Raw genomic sequence first — 22,763 nt, 5'->3', positions numbered from 1 at the left:
AGGCTCAGGCGGCGACGTAGCGGTCGCTCACCTCGCCGCGCAGGTGCCCCGGCGGCAGCTTGCGGCCATAGGTCAGCAGGAGCAGGTCCTGCGCCGAGCCGATCAGCGGGACGCCCGTGCCGAAGGACCAGTCGAGGTCGTCGGCGCGCAGCTGCACGCCGTCGAGGTGCGCGCCGAAGAACCGCGCGGTCCTGGGGGTGACCTGTTCCAGGAGGAGGCGTACGCGCTCTTCGGGGACGCGGCGGCCGAGGCCGAGGGCGACGGTGATGTCCAGGCCGTGCACGACGTCGTGGCCGAGCGCCGCCGCGATGCCGCCGACCGGTGGCCGCCAGGGGTGGCGGGCGTTGTCGCGGAGCGCGGCGGCCATCTCCGACGTGGACATGGCGGCCGCGTCGAGGCGGGCCCGCCGGTCGGCCATTCTGTTGACGCCGCCGCCCGCCCTGACCAGCTCCCACAGCATCCTGGGCAGCGGGTAGCGGAAGCCCATCGACATGTGCGCCGCGACCTCCCGTACGCGCCAGCCCGCGCACAGGGTGGGTGCGTCCCACTGCTGGGGCGGCAGGTCGTCCAGGAGCGCCGCCAGTTCCGTACGTTCTGCGGCGATGGCGGAGGTGATGTCCATGTGGCGCTTCTTCCTCGTCGGCTGACTTTCATAACGAGATTACGGTAATAATGAGATTATGAGAAAAACGAGGGCGGAGGCCAAGGACAGGAACCGGCAGGCCCTGCTGGAGGCCGCGCACCGCATCGTCGCCCGCGACGGTCATCGGGCCAGGCTGGACGAGATCGCCGAGCAGGCAGGACTGACCACCGGCGCCGTCTACTCCCTCTTCGGCAGCAAGAACGGCCTGCTGATCGCCCTGGTCACCGACTACCTCGCGCCGCACTACGACGGCCTTGAGCAGGCGGTCTCCCCTGACCTCGGGGCGGCCGAGGCGGTGGAGGTCTTCGCCCGCCACTACCGCCGCACGTGCGACGACCCCGACGCGCTGCGGCGGCTGTCGTTCGAGATCAGCCTCCAGGACCTGGCGCTGCGCGATCCCGAGTTGCGCCCCAAGCTCGCCGCCTCCGTACGAGCCCACGAGGAACGCCTGACCGGGTTGTTGTCCGGCCGCTCCCATGACGGCGGCGCCCTCACGCCCGGGCAGGCGCGACGGCTGGCCACGGCGCTGCGGGCGCTGCTGGTCGGGCTGAGCCAGGGCGTCATCCTCGGCCTGGCCGACGCCGCCTCCGCCGACTACTTCGCCGCCGCCGCCCGCGCCCTGGTCACTCCGGACGTCCTCGGCGCGCCTTGAGAGGTCAGCGCGGGATCGCCCAGCTCGGCGTCCAGGTTCCGGCCGGGTCCGGCCCGGCCCCCGTGGTGGCGAGGTAGGCGCGGAGGGTGGCGAGCGCGGGGTGGGGGCCGTCGCGGCGCCACAGCAGCGCGTGCGGGTAGACGGGGGTGGGGCCGGTGACGGGGATGCGGCGCAGGCCGTGGCCCTCGGGCCAGACCAGTCGGGTGCGCTCCCCCATGAACGTGGCCAGGGCCGGGGTGTCGGCGATGGTGTCGAGGAGCGCGTCCGAGCCGAAGTTGGGCCCGGTCACCTCGATGGTCAGGCCGAACTCCGCGACGAGGTCGTCGTAGAAGGTGGCCCACTCGGTGCCGGGGACGATGCCCGGCATCCAGATCCGGTGCCCGGCGAGCCGGGCGACCGTGACCGACTTCGCGCCCGCCAGCGCGTGGGCGGGGCCGGTGAGCAGCTGCAGCGGCTCGTCGAGGACGCGTTCCGCCGCGACGTCGTCCGGCAGGGGCCGGCCCGGCATCGTGACGGCGCGGAACGACGCGTCGATGGCGCCCGACCTGATGGCGGCGATGGCGTCGTCGATGCCGAACAGCATCACCACGTCCAGCTCGATCTCCGGGTACGCGCGATGGAACGCCCGCATCACGCCCGACGCCGCGCTGCGTGAGGCGAGCATGTCGACGCGCAGCGGGCGGCGGCCGGTGCGCACGGATGCCACCGCTCGTTCGGCAGTCCGCAACAACTCGCGGGCGTGCGGCAGGAACGCTTGACCGTCGATGGTGAGCTCGGCGCCGCGCGGTGCGCGGGTGAACAGCCGTACGCCGAGGGCGCGTTCCAGGGCGGCGATCCGCTTGGAGACGGCCTGCTGGGTGACCCTCAGCTCGGCGGCGGCCTCCTGGAACTGGCCCGCGTCGGCGGCGGCGACGAAGGTGCGTACGGCGTCGAGGTCCATGCCCGGCACTGTACAACCGATCGTTGTACCCGGAGTTGTTTGATCTTCCTGCCCCGCACGCGCTTCGCTGCTGGCGATCATCCATCGAGCAAGGAGCGTCATGCGGGAGTTCAGGTGGTTCTGGGCCGCGTACGGCACCAGCGCGCTCGGCACGTGGCTCGCCTTCGGCGCGTTCCCGCTGATCGCGATCCAGGTGCTGCACGCGGGACCGGCGCAGGTCGCGGCGCTGTCCTCGGTGGGCGCGCTGGCGGGCGCGGCGCTGGCGGTGCCGCTGGGGCCGTGGGTGGAGTTCCGCCGCAAACGGCCGGTGCTGGTCGGGACCGACCTGGTACGGTTCGCGGCCCTGCTGACGATCCCGGCCGCGTACGCGCTGGGCGTGCTCTCCTTCGTCCAGCTCCTGCTGGTCTCGGTCGTCGTCGCGGCGGCCGACCTCACCTTCCGCGCGGCCTCAGGCGCGTACCTGAAGACCCTGATCCCGGCCGAGCACCTGCTGGTCGCCAACGCCCGCCTGGAGTCGACGACCTGGACGACCACGATCGCCGGTCCGCCCCTGGGCGGCGCCGCGATCGCCATGCTCGGGCCGGTGGCGACGGTGGTCGCCGACGCGGTCAGTCACCTCCTCTCGGCCCTGTGCCTGCGCGCGACGAGCGGCCGGGAGGCGCGATCGGAGCGTCCCCGGGACACCGGGCTGCGGGCCGGTGACCTGCTGGAGGGGTGGCGGTTCATCCTCGCCGACGCGGCACTGCGCCCGCTCTTCCTCAACACCGCTCTGTTCAACGGCCTGCTGATGGCGATGGACGCGCTGCTCGCCGTGCTGATGCTGGGCCCGCTCGGGTTCACGTCCTGGCAGTACGGGCTCGCCTTCGCCGCGCCCGCGATCGGCGGGCTGCTCGGGGCACGGCTGGCCAGGCCGCTCGCCGCCCGGTACGGGGCGCACCGGGTCATGGTCGCGGCCGGGACGCTGCGCGCGTTCTGGCCCCTGGGCCTGGCCTTCGTCGGGCCCGGCACCGGCGGGCTGCTGCTGGTGATGGGCGTCCAGCTCGGGCTGATCTTCTGCTGCGCCGTCTTCAACCCCCTCCTCGCCACCCACCGGCTCGCCCGCACCCCGTCCGATCGCATCGCCCGTACGCTGTCCGCCTGGTCGGTGACGACCAAGGTCACGACCGCGCTGCTGACGGCCACCTGGGGCGTGCTGGGCGGTCTCCTCGGCTCTCGCCAAGCCATCGCCGTGGCCGGCGTCCTCCTGCTGGCGACCCCGCTCCTCCTCGCCCGCCGCCCCGCTTCGTGATGGGCCCCTACCTCTCTTGCTTTCGCAAGGCCGCCGAAAGGGAATCGGCGACGGGGCGGATATCCGGCCACTAAAGTGTGGCCCCATGCAGCAACGCACCGGCGCGCTTCCTGCCATTTTGCTGATCATCGCACTCGGGCAGGCGAGTTGGGTGCTGTACAGCACGGTCACCGGATTCGAGGTGGACATCGATCACGGCCGCCAGTGGGCCAGAAATCTCACTCTCGGAATGGTGACGGCCGCCGAGACGACCGGCATCCTGCTCGTTCTCTTCCGGCGCGGCGCGGGATTCGTCATCGCGCTGATCGCCGAGGTATTCCGGGCGCTCATCGCCTGGTGGACGAGCACATCGTCGGACGACGCATTCGTGTACTTGGCCGCCGTCGGCGCGGGGGCGCTGATTTACGCCCAGCTGCTACCCGGTGACCGGAGTGCCGAGGCGAGTCGCGTACCACCCGAGCCGGATCTCGAACCGGCCGGGCGAGAAAGCCGAACGAGCGACACCTTTCTCAGTTATTCGCGCCGACAGTACTATTTCGCCGAATCCTTGATGCTTCGCCTGGAAAGTCAGGCGCTATCCGTGTGGTTCGACACGCGGCGGATCCACGCGGGAGCGGACTGGAAAGAGAGCGTGGACCAGGGCCTGTCGGCATGCACCTCCCTGGTGCTGGTGGCGTCACGTGACGCTCTCGCCTCTCCGAGCGTGGACTATGAGTGGCGTACGGCCTTGGAGAACGGAAAACCCATCCATGTCGTCCTCTTCGAGAACGTCGGCCTGCCACCCGAGCTGAGCCGCGAAGCCGTGGCGATCCTCGACATGCGCAGCCGGTTCGAGTCGAAGGCGAGAATGCTGGCGCGGCTGCTCGCCCGGCCGAAGCGCTACCGCGACAGGACCGCGACGGCGCTGATCCTGCCGCCGAGCGTCCTCTTGGTGACGACCGCTCTGCTCCTGATACTCGCGGCGAGCCTGTTCTTCGACGTCCTCAATGCGCGGACGCTGGTGGCGATCACCACGCCGCACCCGAAGAACATCCCGGAAAGCAGCTCCGCGGGCTTCACGACCCACCTCCTGGGTTTCACTTTTCATGGCTTGCCCAGCAAGGTATTCGCGTTTCTCGGCATCGCCGCGGGCACGTTGCTGCTCACCACGTTGACGGCGTTCCTGCTGACGGCGGTCCTGCGCCGACGGCGGTTCGCCCCTTCCCTGCTCCCCTTGACGCTGCTCGGCTCAGGCTGGCTCTACCTGAACACCAGCTTCCTTCAGCATTCGACCGACCACATCGTCACCAGCATCAGCAGCGGCTGGATGACGGCACCCGCCAACCTGCACTCCTCGGCCTGGCGAGATCTGGACGACATGCTCCTCGGCCGGCACGTTCCTTACGACTCGTCGTCTTCCTTCGACTATGGTTCTCCGTTTCTCTCCGTGGGCGACGCGGCGCCGTTCCTGACGGCCACGAGCGCGCAATGGCGCTGGCCGGCTCTGGTGCTTCTCGCACTCGGCGTGGTCGCGTTCCTGACGGCACAGAACTCCGACTCCTGGTATCGCCGGCTCGCGACAGGAAACGCGTCAGAGAAGGCGCGCCTGCGGCACAACAGGTCTTCCGGCGCCCGCAAAGGGAGCAGTCCCATCCGCGCCGGCCGCCCACCGCGCCTGCTGCATCATCCCGCCGACAGCCACATCGCGGCGGAAATAGCGGACGCACTACCCGAGGGCGTGCACACCGACGGCGACATCGTCCTGCTGACCCAGCACACGGAACTCGCCTGGCTGGAAGACCTCGAACGAGAGAACGCTCACCTCATCTACGTGGTCTGCACCGACATCCAGCCGGCTGACACCTGGGAACGTCTTCATCGTTACCAGTGGTTCGACTATCGCAGCCGCTCGTCCGACAGCCTCGCCCTGCTCGCGCAGGGCTCGGGCCGGCTCTTCCCGGCGCTGCCCGAGGCGTTGACCAGAAGGGTTCTTCCCGGTCCTGTGCGGTACAAGAGCCTCGCCATGAAGCTGTGTGCGACGTGGCTGCTCGCCCTGGCCCTGTTCGGACAGGGCCGGGTGTACAGCGGCTCCGAGCAGGACGCGGTGCTGAGCCGTGTCATTCCGGCGCTGAGCGAGCTGATGTTCTGGATCTGCGTACCCGGCTGCCTCTACCTGTTCTGGCTGGCCACCGAACTCACCTCGTCCCGCACCACGTACGCGCGTTTCCAGCGGCGCCTGAACATCGTCATGGCCGTGCTGTACGTCACCCAGCTGCGATTCCTGCTGTCCTTCGACGACCAGTTCAGCCTCGTCCTGCTCGGTACGCTGGCCAACGTCTTCATGGCCATGGTCTGGTTCACCCCCGACGCCGACCGGATACGACGATGGCTGCCGGAGCAGCAGAGCCAGGCGACCGGCGGCACCCTCGCCGTGCCGTTGCGGCACCGGTTCGCCAGGGAGTCCGGGATCTACCTGGCCCTGTTCGTGTTCTTCTACCTGTCGAGCGCGGCCTTTTTCGCGGACATCGCGTGATCGCCGAGCTGAACGACGTACGGTCAGCGCTGAGCCGCATCATCGGCGCCGGCAAGGCCCTCGCGAGCAGGTGAGCCCGCGAGGGGCGGGTCGTAGAGCGCGAGTTCGGCCGCGTCCGGGGCCTCGAAGAGCGTCACGTACGTCTCCATCCTCGCCCGGCTGATCACCGCCGCCCCCGGCTGACCGTTGCGGGCCTCGACGCGGCGGCACAGCTCGTCGAACGGCGCGGAGAGGTAACGCAGCTCAACGAGTGCACCGGCGTCGCGCCCGACCGCGCGCATCGCGTCCCGCTCCCCCCGCGTCCAGAAGCCGGACTCCATGACCACGCTCTGGCCGAGCCGCAACAGCTCCTGGGCGTGCTCGGCGAAGCGCCGCTCGAGGCGGGCGCGGGTGGGCTCGTCGAACAGGTCGATGCCCAGGCCCTCCAGCCACTCGTCCGGGCACAGGCGCACGGCGGGCACCTCCCGCGCCAGCCGTCTTGCCAGCGTCGTCTTCCCTGACCCGGGCAGCCCGCACAGCAGGATCATCCTGGGCCACGCCTTGATGGACGTCACCCCGGCATCCTCGCGTAACGGGCACCGTCCGGAAAAGGCCTTCCACGTGGTGCGGCGGTCACTCCGTCCGGCGGTGGCTCAGCAGGTCGCCCGGCTGGCAGCCGAGGACCTCGCAGAGCCTGGTCAGGGTGGTGAACCTGATGGCCTTGGCCCGGCCGTTCTTCAGGATGGACAGGTTGGCCACGGTCACCCCCACCCGGTCTGCGAGCTCGGTGAGCGTCATGCCGCGCTCTTCCAGGAGCCGGTCGAGGTGGACGGTGATGGCGTGGGTGTCCGCCTCGGCGGGCATCAGACGGTGCCTTCCAGGTCGTCCCGCATGCGCACGCCCGTACGCAGGACGCTCGCCAGCGCCAGCAGCCCGGCCCCGACGAGCGGCACGATCACCGGGATCTCCCGGGGGAGATGGTGGGACTCGTTCGCGGCCATCGTGTCCAGCAGCGCCATCATCGCGACGTGCTCTATCTGCGGGGCCAGCAGGCCGCCGACGAGCAGCCACCAGCCCAGCAGCCGCACCTGGCGGGCGACCTGCGGCAGGTAGGCGCCTTCGCGCGCCCGCCACAGCAGCCGCCAGAGCAGGAAGAACGCGACGGCCGCCACGACGAAGCCGGGGAAGGTGGTCAGGGCCTGGAGGATGTACTGGCCGGCGTCGGGCGTGCCGTCCACGAAGTGGAGATCACCCGTCATGGCCTTGACACCGGGCAGGACGCCCGCGGTGAACGCCGGCTCGTCCAGGCCGATGCCGTAGCGGCCGGGCGACTGGGCGACCACTTGCGGGTAGGTCAGGCCGAAGAGACCGGCCCTTGAGTAGAGCACCATCCCCGTGACGGCCCCGGTCACCGCGACGAGACCCGCGAAGACCGCAGGTCGCCGGGCCGCTCGACCGAGGATGCTGGGCAGTGCAGCCATCAGCTGAACTCCGTTCCATATCGTTTTTCGATGCTATCGAAAAACGATAGCATCGAAAAACGATATGGCAAGTCGTTCAGGCCACGCCGCCCCAGGCCCTTCGATGCTCGTCCTCCATGAGGTCCAGGAACGTCCGGTAGCGGTTCGCGCCGGGTAGCCAGGGTGCGTGGAACCACGCCTCCCACTCCCCCTCTGCGGTCCTGACGCGCGGGTTGAGCAGCACCCACCCGTCGTCCCAGTGCCCGACCAGCAGGAGGTCGGGCAGGTACTCCTCCCTGATGTGGATGCAGTCCTGCCCCTCGCCGTAGACGAAGTAGAGCTCGTCGGGCACGCTCCGGGGCGTGTGGTCTTCGGGCAGGCAGTAGTCGACGAACCAGGACTCGAGGTCGCGCAGCCAGCCGACGGTGGCGGCGGACCGCAGGCAGTGTTCGTCGTCGGGGTCGCCGTAGCCGTCGGCGAACAGGAGGAACCGCCGGTAGCTCGGCGGCAGCTCCACGTCCAGGCGTGCTTCGAGCGCGCGGACGTCCGCCTCGGTGGCGGGCGGGCGCGGCGGGAACTTCTCCGGGAAGAAGGTGGACCAGGTCATGATCGGGGACGGTACCCGCCGAAGCGGATCGCGAGCAGCAGCGGGACGACGGTCCAGGCGGCCAGCAGGGCGAAGGCGGCCGGGTCCGGCATGATGTCGGGCACCTGCTCGATGAGCTGGAGCGCCGGATAGCCCGGCAGGACGCGGTTGGCCACGTCGCCGCCCGGCAGCACCTGACCGGCGAAGGGGACCAGCCCAAGGAGCACCACCAGCACGGAGATCGCCACGGCGCCGTTGCGGAAGAGCGCGCCGAGCGCCAGCCCGAGCAGCGTGGCCATGACGATCATGAGCGTGCCGCCGGCGACCACCGCCCAGGCTCCGGCCGGTGGCGCCGCCGGGTGGAACTCGGCGGCCACCGTCAGCCCGTACAGGTATCCGGGGATCGCGATGAGCAGCGAGGCGGCGACGGCGAGCCCGCCGAGCACGCCCGCCTTGGCGAGCAGCACCCGCGAGCGCGACGGCGTGGCGACGAACGTCGTGTCGATCATGCCGGAGGTGTGCTCGCCGGTGATCGACATGGCGCCGAGCATGCCGAGGGGCAGCTGGGCCAGCACGACTCCCACGTAGACGGCCACGACGATCCCCATCGCGGCCTGCTCGCCCGCCTGACCCGCGTCCCAGCGCGAGATCACCGTGTAGGCGCCGAGCACGGTGAGCGCGAGCGCCGTCAGCACCCCCGCCCCGAGCGACCACCAGGTGGAACGCAACGAGCGCAGCTTGATCCATTCGGCGGCGACCGCGTTCACGCCGTGCTCCCTTCGATGACCCGCATGAACGTCTCCTCCAGCGACATCCCGGGCCGGACGAACCGGCCGATCTCCGTGTCGGCGACCAGCCGGCCCCGCGCGATGACGACGAGGTGGTCGGCGGTGACCGCCATCTCGTGCATGAGGTGGCTGGAGACCAGCACGGTCCGCCCCTCGGCCGCCAGCGACTTCAGCAGCCCGCGCAGCCACCTGATGCCCTCGGGGTCGAGCCCGTTGAGCGGCTCGTCGAGCAGCAGCACCTCGGGGTCGCCGAGCAGCGCGGCGGCCAGCGCCAGCCGCTGCTTCATGCCGAGGGAGAAGCCGCCCGCCCGCTTGCGTCCGGCGCCGGCGAGCCCGACCAGTTCCAGGAGCCCGCCGATGCGCGCGGGGGAGATCCCGTTGGTCCTGGCCAGCCACCGCAGGTGCGCCTCGGCGCGCCGCCCGCCCTGCACGGCGGTGGCGTCGAGCACCGCGCCGACGTGGGTGAGCGGCCGCTTCAAGCGCGCGTACGGCACGCCGTTCACGGTGGCCAGGCCGGAGGCGGGCCGGTCGAGTCCGAGGATGATGCGCAGGGTCGTGGTCTTGCCCGCGCCGTTCGGCCCCAGAAACCCGGTGATCTTGCCGGGCGTCACGGTGAAGGAGAGGTCGTCGACGGCGGCGCTCCCTCCGAAGCGCTTGGTCAACCCGATGACTTCGATCATGCCGACCACGATCCCCTAGGAGACCCGGCCCGCGTATCGGTCCTGAGACCGATACGCGCCTCCAGGCCCGCTGGTTAGGGTCGATGATGTGCGTGTTCAGCCCCGGCTGCCCCTGCTGAGCCGGATACCAAGCCTGGTCTGGGTGTCCCTCGACACCGTGGTGGCCCTGCTGCTGGCGACCGGCTTCCTCGGGCTCATCCACTGGCGTAATGCCACGTCGCCCGGCCTGCTCGACTTCGCGGTGGCGCTGGCCACCAGCCTGCCGCTCGCGGTCCGGCGGCTGTGGCCGCGGACGGTGTTCGCCGTGGTGCTGATCGGCGGGCTGGGGATGCAGGAGTTCCTCATCCCGCACGCGGATCCGTTCGGCCTGCCGCTCGTGCTCTACACGCTCGCCACCCGGCGCAGGGCGGTGCCGGAGCTGCTGGTGGCCGTGGCGGTCACGCTCTACGGGGTGGTGGAGCTCCCCCTGGGGAGTCAGAGCCTCGATTACGTCGGGCTGGTGCCGGCCATCGTGGTGGCGGCCTGGTCCACCGGCACGGCCGTACGGCAGCGCCGGCTCTACACCGAGCAGCTGGCCGCCCAGGCCGAGGAGCGGGCTCGTACCGAGGCGGCGCGGGAACGGCTGCGCATCGCCCGCGAGCTGCACGACGTCATCGGGCACAGCCTGAGCACCATCGCCGTGCAGGCGGGCGTCGAGCGGCACGTCGGCGACCCCGAGGAGATGCGCCGCACGCTGGGCTCGATCGAGGAGACCAGCAGGTCGGCGCTGCGCGAGACCAGGCGCCTGCTCGGAGTGCTGCGCGACGACGGCCCGGCGGACCTGACGCCCGCTCCCGGGCTCGCCGACCTCGACGACCTCGTCGCGAAGACCAGGGCCGCGGGCCTGGAGGTCGAGCTGCGCGTGAACGGCGAGGTCCAGGGCGAGATGGAGCTGACGGTCTACCGGATCGTGCAGGAGGCGCTCACCAACGTGCTCAGGCACGCCGAGGCCGGGCGGGCCACGGTGCTGATCGAGCGGCGCGACGAGGAGCTGGTCGTGGAGGTCGCCGACGACGGCAGGAACGCCCGCGAGCGGCCCTACGGCCACGGGCTGACGGGGCTGCGCGAGCGCGTGCGCGCCTTCGGCGGCGAGTTCGAGGCGGGCGTCCGCCCGGTGCGCGGATTCCAGGTGAGGGCGAGGCTACCGCTGTGATCAAGGTGCTGGTGGCCGACGACCAGCCGCTCATCAGGACGAGCTTCCGCCGGCTGATCGACGGCGTGCCGGGGTTCACCGTGTACGCGGAGGCCGCCACCGGCACGCAGGCCGTGGCCGTCGCCGCGAGCCAGCCGCCCGACCTGGTGCTGATGGACGTACGGATGCCCGAGATGGACGGCATCGAGGCCACCCGCCGCATCTGCGCCGCGCATCCGCGGGCCCGCGTGCTCATCGTCACAACCTTCGACCTCGACGAGTACGTCTACGGAGCACTCCAGGCCGGCGCCGCGGGCTTCCTGCTCAAGGACACCCCGCCGGCGGAGCTGACCAGGAGCGTGCAGATCGTCGCCTCCGGCGACTCCCTGCTCGCGCCCAGCACCACCCGGCGGCTGATCGAGCGGCACGTACGCCCGCCGGCCCGCCGGCTCGACGTCACCGAGCGCGAGCGTGAGGTGCTCGTCCTGGTGGCGCGCGGCCTGTCGAACGCGGAGATCGCGGGCACCCTCCACCTCTCGATGAGCACGGTCAAGACGCACGTGAGCAGCCTGCTGCTGAAGCTCGGCGCGCGCACGCGGGTGCATCTGGTCATCGCGGCCTACGAGGCCGGCGTGGTCCCGGATATTCGCAGGCCGGGAGGGTAGGGGCGGGGAGGAGGATGCATGCTGGGGTTGCCTGAGGGCATTCGCGGATGCCTGTTCGACATGGACGGTGTGCTGACACGCACCGCCACCGTCCATGCCGCCGCCTGGAAGTCGATGTTCGACGAGTTCCTGCACAAGTGGGCCGGCCGGACGGGGACGCCGTTCGTGCCGTTCGACGCCGCCGCCGACTACGACCGCTACGTGGACGGCAAGAAGCGCGCGGACGGCGCGCGCGGCTTCCTGCGATCGCGCGGCATCGAGCTGCCGGAAGGGACGCCGGACGACCCGCCTGACGCGCTGACCGTGCAGGGGCTGAGCAACCGCAAGAACCAGCTCGTGCAGGCCGTCATCGAGCGGGACGGCGTACAGGTGTTCCCCGGCTCGGTCCGCTACGTGGACGCGGTGCGGCGGGCGGGGCTGCGTACGGCGGTGGTGTCGTCCAGCGCGAACACCGCGCAGGTGCTGGACGCGGCGGGCATCGCCGGGCGGTTCGAGGCCAGGGTCGACGGCGTGGTGGCGCAGGAGCGGCGGCTGGCGGGCAAGCCGGCCCCCGACATGTACCTGGCGGCGGCCGAGGCGCTGAAGCTGCAGCCGGGGCAGGCGGCGGTGTTCGAGGACGCGCTGGCGGGGGTGGCGGCGGGCCGGGCGGGCCGGTTCGGCTTCGTCGTGGGCGTCGATCGCGTGGGGCAGGCGGACGAGCTGCGCGAGAACGGCGCGGACATCGTGGTCACCGACCTGGCCGAGCTGCTGGAGGAGGCGCGATGATCCGGCATCCGGCGTTCACGATCGAGCCGTGGGCCCTGCGCGAGCACCGCCTCGACCTCGACGTGCTGGCGCAGACCGAGTCGCTGTTCGCGCTGTCCAACGGGCACGTCGGGCTGCGCGGCAACCTGGACGAGGGCGAGCCGCACGCCGAGCCGGGCACGTACCTGAACGGCTGCTACGAGCTGCGCCCGCTGCCGTACGCGGAGGCGGGTTACGGCTACCCGGAGTCGGGCCAGACGGTGGTCAACGTCACCAACGGCAAGGTGATCAGGCTGCTGGTCGGCGACGAGCCGTTCGACCTGCGCTACGGCACCCTGCACCAGCACGAGCGGGTGCTGGACCTGCGGGCGGGCACGCTCACCCGCACCGCGCACTGGAGCTCCCCGACCGGCGCCCCGGTGCGCATCACCTCGACCCGGCTGGTGTCGTTCACCCATCGCGCGATCGCCGCGATCAACTACGAGGTCCAGGCCGTGGACCGCCCGATCCGCGTCGTCGTCCAGTCGGAGCTGATCGCCAACGAGACCCGCACGGCCGCCTCCGGCGACCCGCGGGCCGCGGCTCCGCTGCGCTCCCCCCTCATCGAGGAGGAGAACGTCACCGGCGACGACGGCCTGGGCATCATGGTGCACCGCACCAGGGAGAGCGGGCTGCGGCTGGCGGCCGGCATGTGGCACGAGATCGAGGGTCCCGACGAGACGCTGACCGAGGGGCGCGGCGGCGACGACGTCAGCCGCCTGACCGTCGCCACCCGCCTGTCACCCGGCCAGACGCTGCGGGTGGTCAAGCTGTTCTCCTACGGCTGGTCGCGCCGGCGCTCGCGGGCCGCGCTGCACGACCAGGTGGCGGCGGCGCTGGCGGCGGCCCGCCTGACCGGCTGGGACGGCCTCTGCGCCGACCAGCGGCGCTTCCTCGACGCCTTCTGGGACGGCGCCGACGTCGAGGTGGAGGGCGACGACGAGGTGCAGCAGGCCGTCCGGTTCGGGATGTTCCACCTGCTGCAGTCGGCCGCGCGGCTGGAGTCGCGGCCGATCCCGGCCAAGGGCCTGACCGGCACCGGGTACGACGGGCACACGTTCTGGGACACCGAGATCTTCGTGCTGCCGGTGCTCACCTACACCTATCCCCCGGCGGTCGCGGACGCCCTGTCGTGGCGGCGTTCCACGCTGCCGCTGGCCAGGGAGCGGGCCACGCAGCTCGGGCTGGGCGGCGCCGCCTTCCCCTGGCGGACGATCCACGGCGAGGAGTGCTCCGGCTACTGGCCGGCGGGCACTGCGGCCTTCCACGTCAACGCCGACATCGCGCACGCCGTCACCCAGTACGTGGACGCACTCGACGACGCCGTCTTCGACCGCGAGACCGGCCTGCCGCTGCTGGTCGAGACGGCCCGGCTGTGGTGCTCGCTGGGCCACCACGACGCGTCGGGGCGCTATCGCATCGACGGCGTGACGGGGCCGGACGAGTACACCGCCGTCGTGGACAACAACGTCTACACCAACCTGCTGGCCCAGCAGAACCTGCGCGCGGCGGCCGACGCGGCCGAACGCCATCCCGGCCCGGCGGGGCGGCTCGGCGTCACCGAGGAGGAGATCCGCACCTGGCGCGCGGGGGCGGAGGCGATGACCGTCCCCTTCGACGAGCGGCTCGGCGTGCATCAGCAGAGCGAGGGCTTCACCCAGCACGCGCTCTGGGACTTCGACGCCACCGGCGACCGTTACCCGCTGCTGCTGCACTTCCCGTACTTCGACCTCTACCGGCGGCAGGTGGTCAAGCAGGCGGACGTCGTGCTCGCCATGCACCTGCGCCCCGACGCCTTCACGGCCGAGCAGAAGGCCGCGAACTTCGCCTACTACGAGGCGCTGACCGTGCGCGACTCGTCCCTGTCGGCCTGTACGCAGGCGGTCATGGCCGCCGAGGTCGGCTACCTGGACCTGGCCTACCGCTACCTCGGCGAGGCGGCGCTGATGGACCTCGCCGACCTGGAGAAGAACACGGTGGACGGCGTGCACATGGCCTCGCTGGCGGGGGCGTGGATCGCGCTGGTGTCGGGGTTCGGCGGGATGCGCGCGGGCGGTGGGCGGCTGCGGTTCGCGCCGTGCCTGCCCGCGGGCATCACCCGGCTGGGCTTCCGGCTGCGGTACCGGGGCAGCCTGGTGTGCGTCAGCGCCACGCGGGAGGCGACGACGTACCGGCTGCTGGACGGCCCGCCGATCACGGTGCTGCACTGCGGCGAGCGGGTCGAGCTGGGCGAGGAGCAGGTCACCCGGCCCAACCCGCCGCGCGAGGAGCCGGATCGGCAGGTACGCCAGCCGCCCGGCCGCGAACCCCGCCCCCGCTGACGGTCACGCCACGCGGCTCGCCCGGCAGGCGTGGTCACGGACGAGGTCGTGGAACAGGTACCGCCCTGGCGCGGCCTCGCGTAGCAGGCGCGCGTCCAGCAGCCGCTCCAGCAGCCGTTCGGCGTGCGGGGCGCTCGTCCCCAGCAGGGTGGCTGCGGTGCGCGGGTCCACGTTCGCGCCGGCGCCGGTGCGCGCCCCCAGCAGCCGGTACGCGCGCCGCAGGTCGGCCGGCAGCCGGTCGTAGGACCGGTCGAGGGCGGCGGCGACGTCGTGCCGTCCCGCCTTCAGCGCGGCCAGCCGGTCACCGGCGAGCCGGTCGAGCAGGTCCCGCACCCGCCACGTCGGGCGCGCCCGCAGCCGCTCGGCGGCGATGCGGACGGCCAGCGGCAGCGCCCCGCACCGCGCCACCACCTCATGCAGCTCGCCGCGCGGCGCTCCGGCCACCCGCTCCCGCCCGGCGACCTCGGCGAACAGGGCGACCGCCGCAGCAGGGAGCAGGACGTCCAGCGACAGCGCGCGGACGTCCCCCAGCCCGCTCAGCCGCCGCCGGCTGGTGACGATCACCCGGCAGCCGGGGCCCGCGGGCAGCAGCGGCTGGACCTGGTCCTCGTCGGCGGCGTCGTCCAGCACGACCAGCACCCGGCGCCGCGCCAGCACGCTGCGGTAGAGCGCCGCGCGGTCGTCGAGCTGGTCAGGCAGGTCCGCGCCTGGCACGCCGAATGCGCGCGCCATCCTGGCCAGGGCCTCGGCGGGCCCGACCGGGGCCGCGCCCGGCGTGTGGCCGTGCAGGTCCACGTAGAGCTGCCCGTCGGGGAAGCCGGGCGCGAGCCGGTGGGCGGCGTGCACCGCGAGCGCCGTCTTGCCCGTTCCCGCCATGCCGTCGATGGCGACGACCGGCGCCGGTTCCGCGCGGTGCGCGTTCTCGACGACCGTCAGCTCGTGCTCGCGGCCGGCCAGCGCCGCGAGGCCGGCGGGCAGCTGGCGGGGGACGATCGGGCTGACGGCCGGCTCGTCGGCCGGAGCGGCGGGCGCGCCGCGGGCGGCTGCGGCCAGTTGCTCGCGCTCCTCGCCGCACAGCCCGAGCGCCTGCGCGATCAGCAGCACGGACCTGCTGCGCGGCTGGAGCCCCCCGCTCTCCAGCCGCCGCACGGTCCTGACGTTGAGTCCCGCCTGCTCGGCGAGTTGTTCCTGGGTCAGCAGCGCGCGCTTGCGCCATCCCCGGAGCAGCGCGCCCGCCGGGTGCCCGTCGCCGGTCTCCCCTGCGGCGCCGGGCAGAGTGCATCGTGCCGAGTACAAGACGTCTCCCGCGATCCCCCATGAAGGGCTCCGGCGCCGGGCCGGGCCTCTCGATCAAGTGGCAGCACGTCCATCAGAACCGCGTTTGAGCCGTTCAGACCACGGATGGGACGACATTGGACGAAATCGGACGCAACCCGTTTGATGCCCGTGGCCCCCTTTGTCAGAATGACCGCCATGGGCGAGCGGGGCGGTCATCCCAACGACATCTGCCCCTACCAGGGTCTCGCTCCGTTCGAAGCGGGAATGTCCGAGCTGTTCTTCGGCCGTACGCGGGCGACCCGCGATCTCCTCGACCGGCTCGGCCGGCGGCTGGCAGGACGCGGCTCCGTCCTGCTCGTCTCGGGCGCATCGGGCGTCGGCAAGTCGTCCCTGTTACGCGCGGGCCTGCTCCCCGCGGTGGACGAGGGCGAACTCCCGGCCGCCGGGCCGCGAAAGTGGCGGTGCCTGCTCACCACACCGACCGCGACACCGTTCCGCACGCTGGCCGAGGTCTGGGCCAAGGAGTTCGGCGGCGACGCGGAGACGGTGGCCGCTCGGCTGCGCGCCGAACCGTGGCGGCTGCTCGGCGAGGCCGACGGGCGGCCGCTGCTGGTGGCCGACCAGTTCGAGGAGCTGTTCACGCTGGTGGGCGACGAGCACGAGCGCCAGGCGTACGTGGCCACGCTGCACGCGCTCACCGGCGGCCCGCACGGCGCCGGCGTGGTCGTCGGGGTCCGCGCGGACCACTGGGACCGCTGCGCCGCCTACCCGCGTTTCGCCGAGGCCATCCAGGACGGGCAGGTCATCGTCGAGCCGATGACGGAGGCCGACCTGCGCCTCGCCATCACCGGCCCGGCCGCCGCGGCCGGGCTGCGGATCGAGCCCGGCCTGGTGGAGACCATGCTCGCCGAGCTGCGCACGGGCTCGGGCGACCGTCCCCTGGCCGGCGCGCTGCCGCTGCTCTCGCAGGCGCTGCGCAACACCTGGGAACGCCGTACGGACGGCACGCTGACCCTGCGCGGCTACGAGGAGTCGGGCCGGGTCCGCGACTCCGTGCGCCGCACGGCCGACGAGGTGCTCGGGCGGCTGTCACCGGAGGACCGCAAGGCCGCGCTGCGCATCTTCCGCCGGCTGACCCTCATCACGGCGGGCGGCCGGGTGGCGCGGCGCGGGGCGCGGCTGGCCGAGATCCACGCCGCCGCGTCCGCGCACACCCCGCGGCGGCGCGAGCAGGTGGGGGCGCTGCTGTCGGCGTTCGCCGACCGGCGGCTGCTCACCCTGCACGAGGACGGCGCCGAGATCTCCCACGACGCGCTGCTGACCGCCTGGCCCACGCTGCGGCAGTGGCTGGAGCCCGACCTGGCCGCGCAGGGGGTCTACGACCGGCTGGTGGAGGCCGCCGCCCAGTGGGCCGACCACCATCGCGACCCCGCGTTCCTCTATCGGGGCGCGCGGCTGCTCGCCGTCCAGGACAGCAGGCCCCGCTGGGAGCGCGACCCCGACAGCTTCCCGCCGCCCGGGCCCGTCGTGGACGGCTTCGTCGCGGCATCCGAGAAGGAGGAGCGGCGCACGAGCCGCCGCCGCAGGCTCGCCGTCGCGAGCCTCGCCACGTTGTCGGTGCTCGCCCTCATCGCCGCCGCCCTCGCCGCCGGCGCCGCGGACGAGGCGGGACGCCAGCGCAGGGTGGCGCTCTCCCGCCAGCTCGCCGCGCAGAGCGAGGTCACCGGCGACGTCGCCCTGGCCTCGATGCTGGCCGTCGCGGCCTGGAAGATCGCCCCCACCGACGAGGCACGCAACCGCCTGCTGACCGCCGCGACCGGCACCGGCAGGGGCGAGCTCACCGGGCACGTGCGCGGCATCAGGTCACTCGCGCTCAGCGCCGACGGCAGGATCGCGGTGACCGGCGGCGACGACGGCACCGCGCGCATCTGGGACGTCGCCACCCGCGAACAGCTCGGCGCCCCGATCACCCGCGCCGAGTTCGAGTGCTCCGGCGTCCAGGTGGCGCTCAGCCCCGACGGCAGGACCCTCGCCACCGGCTGCATCAGCACCGTCCGCTTCTACGACGTGGCCACCCGCCGCGTGCTGGGCCCCGATCTGAAGCACGACGCGGTCGTGTCGGCGCTGGCCTACAGCCCCGACGGCGGGACGTTCGTGACGGGCGACTTCCGCGGTGTCGTCCGGCAGTGGGACCCCGTCACGCACCGCCCGAGCGGCCCCGCCATGGGGCGTCCCGACCACGGGCCCGAGCTGGCGAGCATCGTGCAGCGGGTGATGTTCAGCCGGGACGGCAGGGCCATGGCCGTCGCCCGGGGCCTGGCCGTACGGCTCTGGGACCCCGCCACCGCCCGCCCGCTCGGCGCCCCGTTCGCCGAGCAGAGCGAGGGCCCCCTCTACGACATCGCGCTCAGCCCCGACACCAGGACGCTCGTGACCGCCGGCGGCGACGGCGCGATCCTGTGGGACACGGCGTCGGGCCGGCGCGCGGGCGCGCTCAAGGACCGCGAAGGCGGCTTCTCCTCGGCCGCCTTCAGCCCCGACGGCACCAGGATCGCCACCGGCGGGACCTCCGGCCGTACCGTGCTGTGGGACACGACCAGCCGGCAGCAGGTCACCGCGCTGCAGGCCAACTACGCGGGCGTGGGGCGGGTGGCGTTCAGCGCCGACGGCGAGCTGCTGGCCGCCGCGAGCGCCGACGGCGTCGTCCGCTTCGCAGAGCCACGCGTCCATCTGCAGGTCGGCACGCCGATGCGGGCGCAGCACGCGGTCGCGCTGAGCCGCGACGGACGGACGCTGGCGACCGCGGGCCCCGGCGCCCGCGACCCCGGCGTGCTGTTGTGGGACGTCGCCACCCAGCGTCCCAGCGGCCCGCCGCTGCGCGCGCCCGGCGCCCGCGGCCCGGTGATCAGCATGATGTTCACGCCCGACGGGCGCACGCTGCTGACGTCCGCCATGGACGGCCTGCGGATCTGGGACCTCGCGAGCCGCCGCGTGCTCGCCCATGACCCCGTGTTCAAGGGCGTGGCCGCCTTCAGCCCCGACGGCAGGTTCGTGGCCGTGCAGCACGAGCAGGAGATCGCGTTCTGGGACGTCGCGAGCCGCCGCGAGTTCGGGCCGCGCATCCGCGTGGACGACCACACCGACGTCATCACCGGCATGGCCATCAGCCCCGACGGCAGGACGCTGGCCAGCGCGGGCTTCGACGCCCGGGTACGGCTCTTCGACATCGCCACCCGCCGCCAGATCGAGGGCACGCCGCCAGCGGTCGCCGGCGGGCTGGTCAACGACCTGGAATTCAGCCCCGACAGCACGGTCCTGGCGTACACGGCGGACGACAACGCCGTGCGGCTGTGGGACGTGCCACGCCGCCGCACCAAGGGCGTCGCCCTGGTGCCGAAGGACGCCGCGCCCACCACGGTCGCGTTCAGCCCCGACGGCCAGGTGCTGGCCACCGGGCTGCAGGGCGGCGACGTGCTGCTGTGGGACCTGCGCGTGTACCGGCCGCTCGGCCATCCGATGACCGGCCACACGCGCGGCGTGGCCGCGCTCGCCTACTCCCCCGACGGCACGAAGGTGGCCTCGGTCTCCGGCGACGGGACCGCGCGGCTGTGGGACGCCCGCACGCCCGCCGACCTCGTCGCCGCGGCCTGCGCCAACGCCGGCCGCTGGCTCACCCGCGGCGAGTGGGCGACGCTCGTGCCCGAGGAGGAGTTCCGCCCGACGTGTACGTGACGCTCGATCGCACCCATCACATCAGGGGAAGGGCCGGCATGTTCCTGCGAGGGCTGAGACGGCGGACGGGCAGGCCGGTGCCCGAGCTGGTGGACCTGTTCCGGTCGATCATCGACGGGGGCCGCGACTTCCATCCGATCGCCTCCGACTTCCTCGAGCACTTCATGGACGGCGCCGGCGAGTCGCGGACGATGTCGCTGCGCTGGCTGCGCTCGTTCAAGGTGATCAAGAAGGCCGAGCGCAAGAACCAGCGCCGCTTCGAACGCCAGCTCCTGCGCCGGGCCGGCACGCTGGAGGAGCACGGGTCGGCCTGGCTGCACGACTACTGGGACGCCCGTATCAACGCCTTCATCGGCACCGAGCTGTTCTACGTCAGCCGCATGAGCCTGCTGCGCTCGCAGGGCTCGTTCATGCTGACCAGGCAGGGGCGGGAGGTGCGGGTGTCCGGCACCGTACGGCACCGCTGGTTCGACCCCTACGACTGGGACCGCGGGCGCTGGGTCTACATCCCCCGGCACGGGTTCGTGCCCATCGCGGTCGGGCGTGACCTGGTGGAGGCCGACGAGGCGCGCAACTTCCTGATGGAGGCGCGGCACGTCCAGACTGTGGAGGGGGTGTGCGTCCCCGGCCGGTGGCGGGGGCGGGCGACGTTCACGTGGGCGCTGGTCAGGACGGGAGAGCAGTGAGCGAGGATCGTCCCCTTCCGCCCGATCCGGCGCAGGCGGGTGACACGGCGGAGTTCGTCGCGGCGCTCGTACGGCTCAGGCAGTGGGCGGGCGAACCGTCGCTGAGCCGGCTGCGGGCGCTGGGCGGGCAGGTCACGGCGGCGGACGGCGCCCTGGTGGACGCGCTGCCGAAGAGCACGACCTCGCACGTGCTGCGGCAGACCGATCGGCTGCCGCGCTGGGAGTTCGTACGGGCGTTCGTCACGGCCTGCCTGCGGTCCTGCGAGCATCCCGAGGAGCTGATCGGGGGGGAGCTGGAACGCTGGCGCGCGGCCAGGGCCGCCCTCGCCGGCCCCGCCACTCCCCCGTCGGCCGGCTCCCCAGCGACCGCTCCCCCTCCGGACGCTCCCCCTCCGGACGCGGCTCCTTCCCCAGCGGCTCCTCAGGACGCGGCTCCTTCCTCAGCGGCCCCTCCCCCACAAGGCCCTACGCCGGAGGCGCCGCCGCCGCAGGCCCTTTCGCCGGAGGCCCCCTACGCGGGCTCCGGCCGCGACCCGGCGGTCGATCTGCTCGTGCGCCGGGTGCTGCGCGAGGAGGACAGGGCACGGAAAGGACTGCTGGGCGGTTACGACATCGCGCCCGTCTCCTTCGGCCCGAGCCTGGACGACCTGCACACCATCGGCCGGTTCTTCACCGCCCTGCACCCCCAGCGGCTGCTGGTCGTGGGCGAGTCGGGCGCAGGGAAGACGGTCCTGGCGATCGAGCTGGTGCTGCAGCTCCTGGAGTCGCCGCTGGCCACCGGCCGCCCCCCGCGTACGGTCCCGGTCCGCCTGAACGCCGCCCGCTGGACCCCGGGCAGGCCCTTCGAGAGCTGGCTGGCCGAGCAGCTCGTGCATGACTTCGGGCTCGCGGCCGGCGACGCGCACCGGCTCGTACGCGACCGCAGGGTCCTGCCCGTGGTGGACGGGCTGGACGAGCTGGACCCCGACCCGCCCGCCGGCCCGCCGCGCCGGGCGATGGGCCTGCTGGGCGAGCTCAACCGCTACAGCGACCTGTCCGGGCGCCGGGCGGGGGCGGTCGTCGTGACCTGCCGCGCCGACCGGCACGCCGAGCTGCGCGCGGCCGGCGTGTGGCTGGACAACGCGACCGTGATCCGGCTGCACGACCTGAGCGTGGAGCAGATCGCCGTCTACCTGAAGGCGCGCTGGCCCGACGGCCACCCGTGTGCCGACCATCGTGACGGCATCCAGGCGGCGCTGTCGGGGCCCGACGGCCGGGCCGTGCACCTCGCGCTCGCGACGCCGTGGCGGCTGCTGCTGACCGCGACGGCCGTGGAGTCCGGCGCGGACCCGTACGAGCTGCTGCGGGTCGACCCGCACGCCGACTCGCGCGCCGGGGCCGAGGTGATCGCCCGGCGGCTGCTGGAGGCGTACGTGCCGGCCGCGACCCGGCTGACGCCCAGGGCCGCGTACGGGACCGCGTACCAGCCGGAGCAGGTGCGGGCGTGGCTGGAGCACCTGGCGGCGCACCTGCGCCGGCAGGCCGGACACGACGCGCGCTCCGACCGGCCGCCCCCGGGGCTGACGGCGATCGACCTCGTCCCTCACCTGCTGTGGCCGATCGGCGGCCGATTCCTGGTGCGGGCGCTGCACGGCGTGTGCGCGGTGACGCTCGCGGTCGTCGCCATGGTCTCGTTCTGGACCGGCTCGGCGGCCGGTGACGTGGGCGGTGACGTGGGCGGTGACGTTGGCGGGGGCGCCGAGCAGGCGCTCACCTTGGCGCTCATGACGTCCTGGGTGGCGATCGTGACCGGCCTGTCGCTGTCGCCGTGGCCGGCCGCCGCCGGCGGGCGGGCCAACGTACCGCGACGGCGGCGGTTGATCGGCGCGCTGCTCGGCGGGCTGGCCGGGCTGCCCGTCGGCGTGCTGGGCGGGCTGGCCGGGCTGCTGCTCACCGGCGGGACGGTGTTCGGGCCGCTGTTCGCCGTCGTCGCGGGCGGCACCGGCGGGCTGGCGCTCGGGACGGTCATCGGGCTGACCGCCGCGGGCCGGGTCGGCGCCGGCCGCATGACGGTGGCCGAGGCGATCCGCGCCGAGCCGATCACGCTGATGGGGTTCGGGCTGTGCGGGGCGCTCACCGGGCTGGCGCCGCTGCGGCTGGCGCACGCCGGGCCGGTGGAGCTGGTCGCGGGGCTGGGCGGGGCGTTCGTGCTGGCGTTCGCGCTCGGGGTCGTCTTCAAGATCACTACTGGTGGGTGGAGCATGGACGCCGAGCTGGCCCATCCGCGTGAGGCCCTGCGCCGCAACCCGACCATCGGGATGGCCTTCGGGCTGACCGGCGGGATCGCGGCGTTCCTGGTGTTCGTGATGAGCCAGGATCTGGTCGTGTCGCTGCTGTGCGCGGTCGTCGGGGGTGTCTCCTTCGGTTTGAGCTTCGGCGCCGTGGCGTGGACCCGTACGATGATCGGCCTCATCGTCGCGGCCACGCGGGGGCTGCTGCCGCTGCGGCTGTGGAGCTTCCTCGACTGGGCGTGCGAGGCTCGGCTGCTGCGGGTCAGCGGTGCGACGTACCAGTTCAGGCACCGCGAGCTGCAGGACTTCCTGACGCCCGCCGACTGAGG

The 22,763-nt window shown here is 72.9% G+C and carries 19 protein-coding genes; 10 read left to right on the top strand and 9 right to left on the bottom strand.

Translation table 11 applies throughout. The annotated features are described in order from the left end of the window. Positions 1-4: 4 nt before the first annotated feature. Positions 5-622: a maleylpyruvate isomerase family mycothiol-dependent enzyme gene (locus tag AB0K18_RS04925; protein ID WP_364909923.1), complete on the bottom strand. Its 618-nt coding sequence runs from the start codon at positions 620-622 to the stop codon at positions 5-7. 58 nt (positions 623-680) lie between these two features. Here AB0K18_RS04925 and AB0K18_RS04920 point away from each other — a divergent pair, with 58 nt between their 5' ends. After that, the gene (locus tag AB0K18_RS04920) at positions 681-1,295 is read left to right on the top strand and encodes a TetR/AcrR family transcriptional regulator (RefSeq protein WP_364909920.1); all 615 of its coding nucleotides are present in this window, start codon (positions 681-683) and stop codon (positions 1,293-1,295) included. Between the two features lie 4 nt (positions 1,296-1,299). On the opposite strand, the gene AB0K18_RS04915 is transcribed toward AB0K18_RS04920, so the two are convergent. Next, positions 1,300-2,235, bottom strand: coding sequence for a LysR family transcriptional regulator (locus AB0K18_RS04915; RefSeq protein ID WP_364909918.1), 936 nt, complete (start codon positions 2,233-2,235; stop codon positions 1,300-1,302). Positions 2,236-2,335: 100 nt separating this feature from the next. Between AB0K18_RS04915 and AB0K18_RS04910 the strand changes: the two genes are divergently transcribed. Both AB0K18_RS04910 and AB0K18_RS04905 read left to right on the top strand, forming a co-directional pair. Beyond that, positions 2,336-3,523, top strand: coding sequence for an MFS transporter (locus AB0K18_RS04910; RefSeq protein ID WP_364909916.1), 1,188 nt, complete (start codon positions 2,336-2,338; stop codon positions 3,521-3,523). An 85-nt stretch (positions 3,524-3,608) separates the two neighbouring features. After that, positions 3,609-6,035: a toll/interleukin-1 receptor domain-containing protein gene (locus AB0K18_RS04905; protein ID WP_364909914.1), complete on the top strand. Its 2,427-nt coding sequence runs from the start codon at positions 3,609-3,611 to the stop codon at positions 6,033-6,035. Positions 6,036-6,058: 23 nt separating this feature from the next. On the opposite strand, the gene AB0K18_RS04900 is transcribed toward AB0K18_RS04905, so the two are convergent. The 6 genes from AB0K18_RS04900 to AB0K18_RS04875 all read right to left on the bottom strand — a co-directional run bounded on the left by AB0K18_RS04900 (position 6,059) and on the right by AB0K18_RS04875 (position 9,528). Then, positions 6,059-6,589 carry an ATP-binding protein gene (locus AB0K18_RS04900; RefSeq protein ID WP_364909911.1) on the bottom strand — a complete coding sequence of 177 codons (531 nt, stop codon included), beginning with the start codon at positions 6,587-6,589 and terminating at the stop codon, positions 6,059-6,061. Positions 6,590-6,647: 58 nt separating this feature from the next. Next, positions 6,648-6,878: a helix-turn-helix transcriptional regulator gene (locus AB0K18_RS04895; RefSeq protein WP_364909908.1), complete on the bottom strand. Its 231-nt coding sequence runs from the start codon at positions 6,876-6,878 to the stop codon at positions 6,648-6,650. After that, positions 6,878-7,495, bottom strand: a complete 618-nt coding sequence (locus tag AB0K18_RS04890; RefSeq protein ID WP_364909905.1) for a DUF2975 domain-containing protein — start codon at positions 7,493-7,495, stop codon at positions 6,878-6,880. Before AB0K18_RS04890 ends, AB0K18_RS04895 begins: the two co-directional genes overlap by 1 nt. 76 nt (positions 7,496-7,571) lie before the next feature. Then, entirely contained in the window at positions 7,572-8,081 is a 510-nt protein-coding gene (locus AB0K18_RS04885; protein WP_364909902.1) for an SMI1/KNR4 family protein, read from the bottom strand. Next, on the bottom strand, positions 8,078-8,827 hold the full coding sequence (locus tag AB0K18_RS04880; protein WP_364909900.1) for an ABC transporter permease: 750 nt from the start codon (positions 8,825-8,827) through the stop codon (positions 8,078-8,080). Before AB0K18_RS04880 ends, AB0K18_RS04885 begins: the two co-directional genes overlap by 4 nt. Next, complete coding sequence (locus AB0K18_RS04875; RefSeq protein ID WP_364909897.1) at positions 8,824-9,528, bottom strand: ATP-binding cassette domain-containing protein; 705 nt, start codon at positions 9,526-9,528, stop codon at positions 8,824-8,826. Before AB0K18_RS04875 ends, AB0K18_RS04880 begins: the two co-directional genes overlap by 4 nt. 88 nt (positions 9,529-9,616) lie before the next feature. On the opposite strand from AB0K18_RS04875, the gene AB0K18_RS04870 reads away from it, so the two are divergent. The 4 genes from AB0K18_RS04870 to AB0K18_RS04855 are packed head-to-tail and all read left to right on the top strand — an operon-like array spanning position 9,617 to position 14,468. Next, the gene (locus tag AB0K18_RS04870) at positions 9,617-10,720 is read left to right on the top strand and encodes a sensor histidine kinase (RefSeq protein ID WP_364909894.1); all 1,104 of its coding nucleotides are present in this window, start codon (positions 9,617-9,619) and stop codon (positions 10,718-10,720) included. Then, positions 10,717-11,364 (top strand): response regulator transcription factor, encoded by a 648-nt coding sequence (locus tag AB0K18_RS04865; protein ID WP_364909891.1) that lies wholly within the window; start codon positions 10,717-10,719, stop codon positions 11,362-11,364. The genes AB0K18_RS04870 and AB0K18_RS04865 overlap by 4 nt, the downstream gene beginning before the upstream one ends. Before the next feature lie 18 nt (positions 11,365-11,382). After that, positions 11,383-12,129, top strand: coding sequence for a beta-phosphoglucomutase family hydrolase (locus AB0K18_RS04860; protein ID WP_364909888.1), 747 nt, complete (start codon positions 11,383-11,385; stop codon positions 12,127-12,129). Then, positions 12,126-14,468 (top strand): glycosyl hydrolase family 65 protein, encoded by a 2,343-nt coding sequence (locus AB0K18_RS04855; protein ID WP_364909885.1) that lies wholly within the window; start codon positions 12,126-12,128, stop codon positions 14,466-14,468. The genes AB0K18_RS04860 and AB0K18_RS04855 overlap by 4 nt, the downstream gene beginning before the upstream one ends. A gap of 3 nt (positions 14,469-14,471) precedes the next feature. On the opposite strand, the gene AB0K18_RS04850 is transcribed toward AB0K18_RS04855, so the two are convergent. Continuing rightward, on the bottom strand, positions 14,472-15,764 hold the full coding sequence (locus tag AB0K18_RS04850) for an NB-ARC domain-containing protein (protein ID WP_364909882.1): 1,293 nt from the start codon (positions 15,762-15,764) through the stop codon (positions 14,472-14,474). A gap of 177 nt (positions 15,765-15,941) precedes the next feature. Between AB0K18_RS04850 and AB0K18_RS04845 the strand changes: the two genes are divergently transcribed. The 3 genes from AB0K18_RS04845 to AB0K18_RS04835 are packed head-to-tail and all read left to right on the top strand — an operon-like array spanning position 15,942 to position 22,761. Continuing rightward, on the top strand, positions 15,942-19,478 hold the full coding sequence (locus AB0K18_RS04845; RefSeq protein WP_364909879.1) for an AAA family ATPase: 3,537 nt from the start codon (positions 15,942-15,944) through the stop codon (positions 19,476-19,478). Beyond that, positions 19,469-20,164, top strand: a complete 696-nt coding sequence (locus AB0K18_RS04840) for a hypothetical protein (protein ID WP_364909877.1) — start codon at positions 19,469-19,471, stop codon at positions 20,162-20,164. The genes AB0K18_RS04845 and AB0K18_RS04840 overlap by 10 nt, the downstream gene beginning before the upstream one ends. After that, positions 20,161-22,761 (top strand): NACHT domain-containing protein, encoded by a 2,601-nt coding sequence (locus AB0K18_RS04835; RefSeq protein WP_364909874.1) that lies wholly within the window; start codon positions 20,161-20,163, stop codon positions 22,759-22,761. Before AB0K18_RS04840 ends, AB0K18_RS04835 begins: the two co-directional genes overlap by 4 nt. Positions 22,762-22,763 lie beyond the last annotated feature (2 nt).

This window comes from Nonomuraea sp. NPDC049421 (genome assembly GCF_040677005.1).
Taxonomy (GTDB): Bacteria; Actinomycetota; Actinomycetes; order Streptosporangiales; family Streptosporangiaceae; genus Nonomuraea; species Nonomuraea salmonea.
The sequence above is the reverse complement of the archived record's forward strand: the minus strand, read 5'-3'. Positions and strand labels throughout refer to the sequence as shown.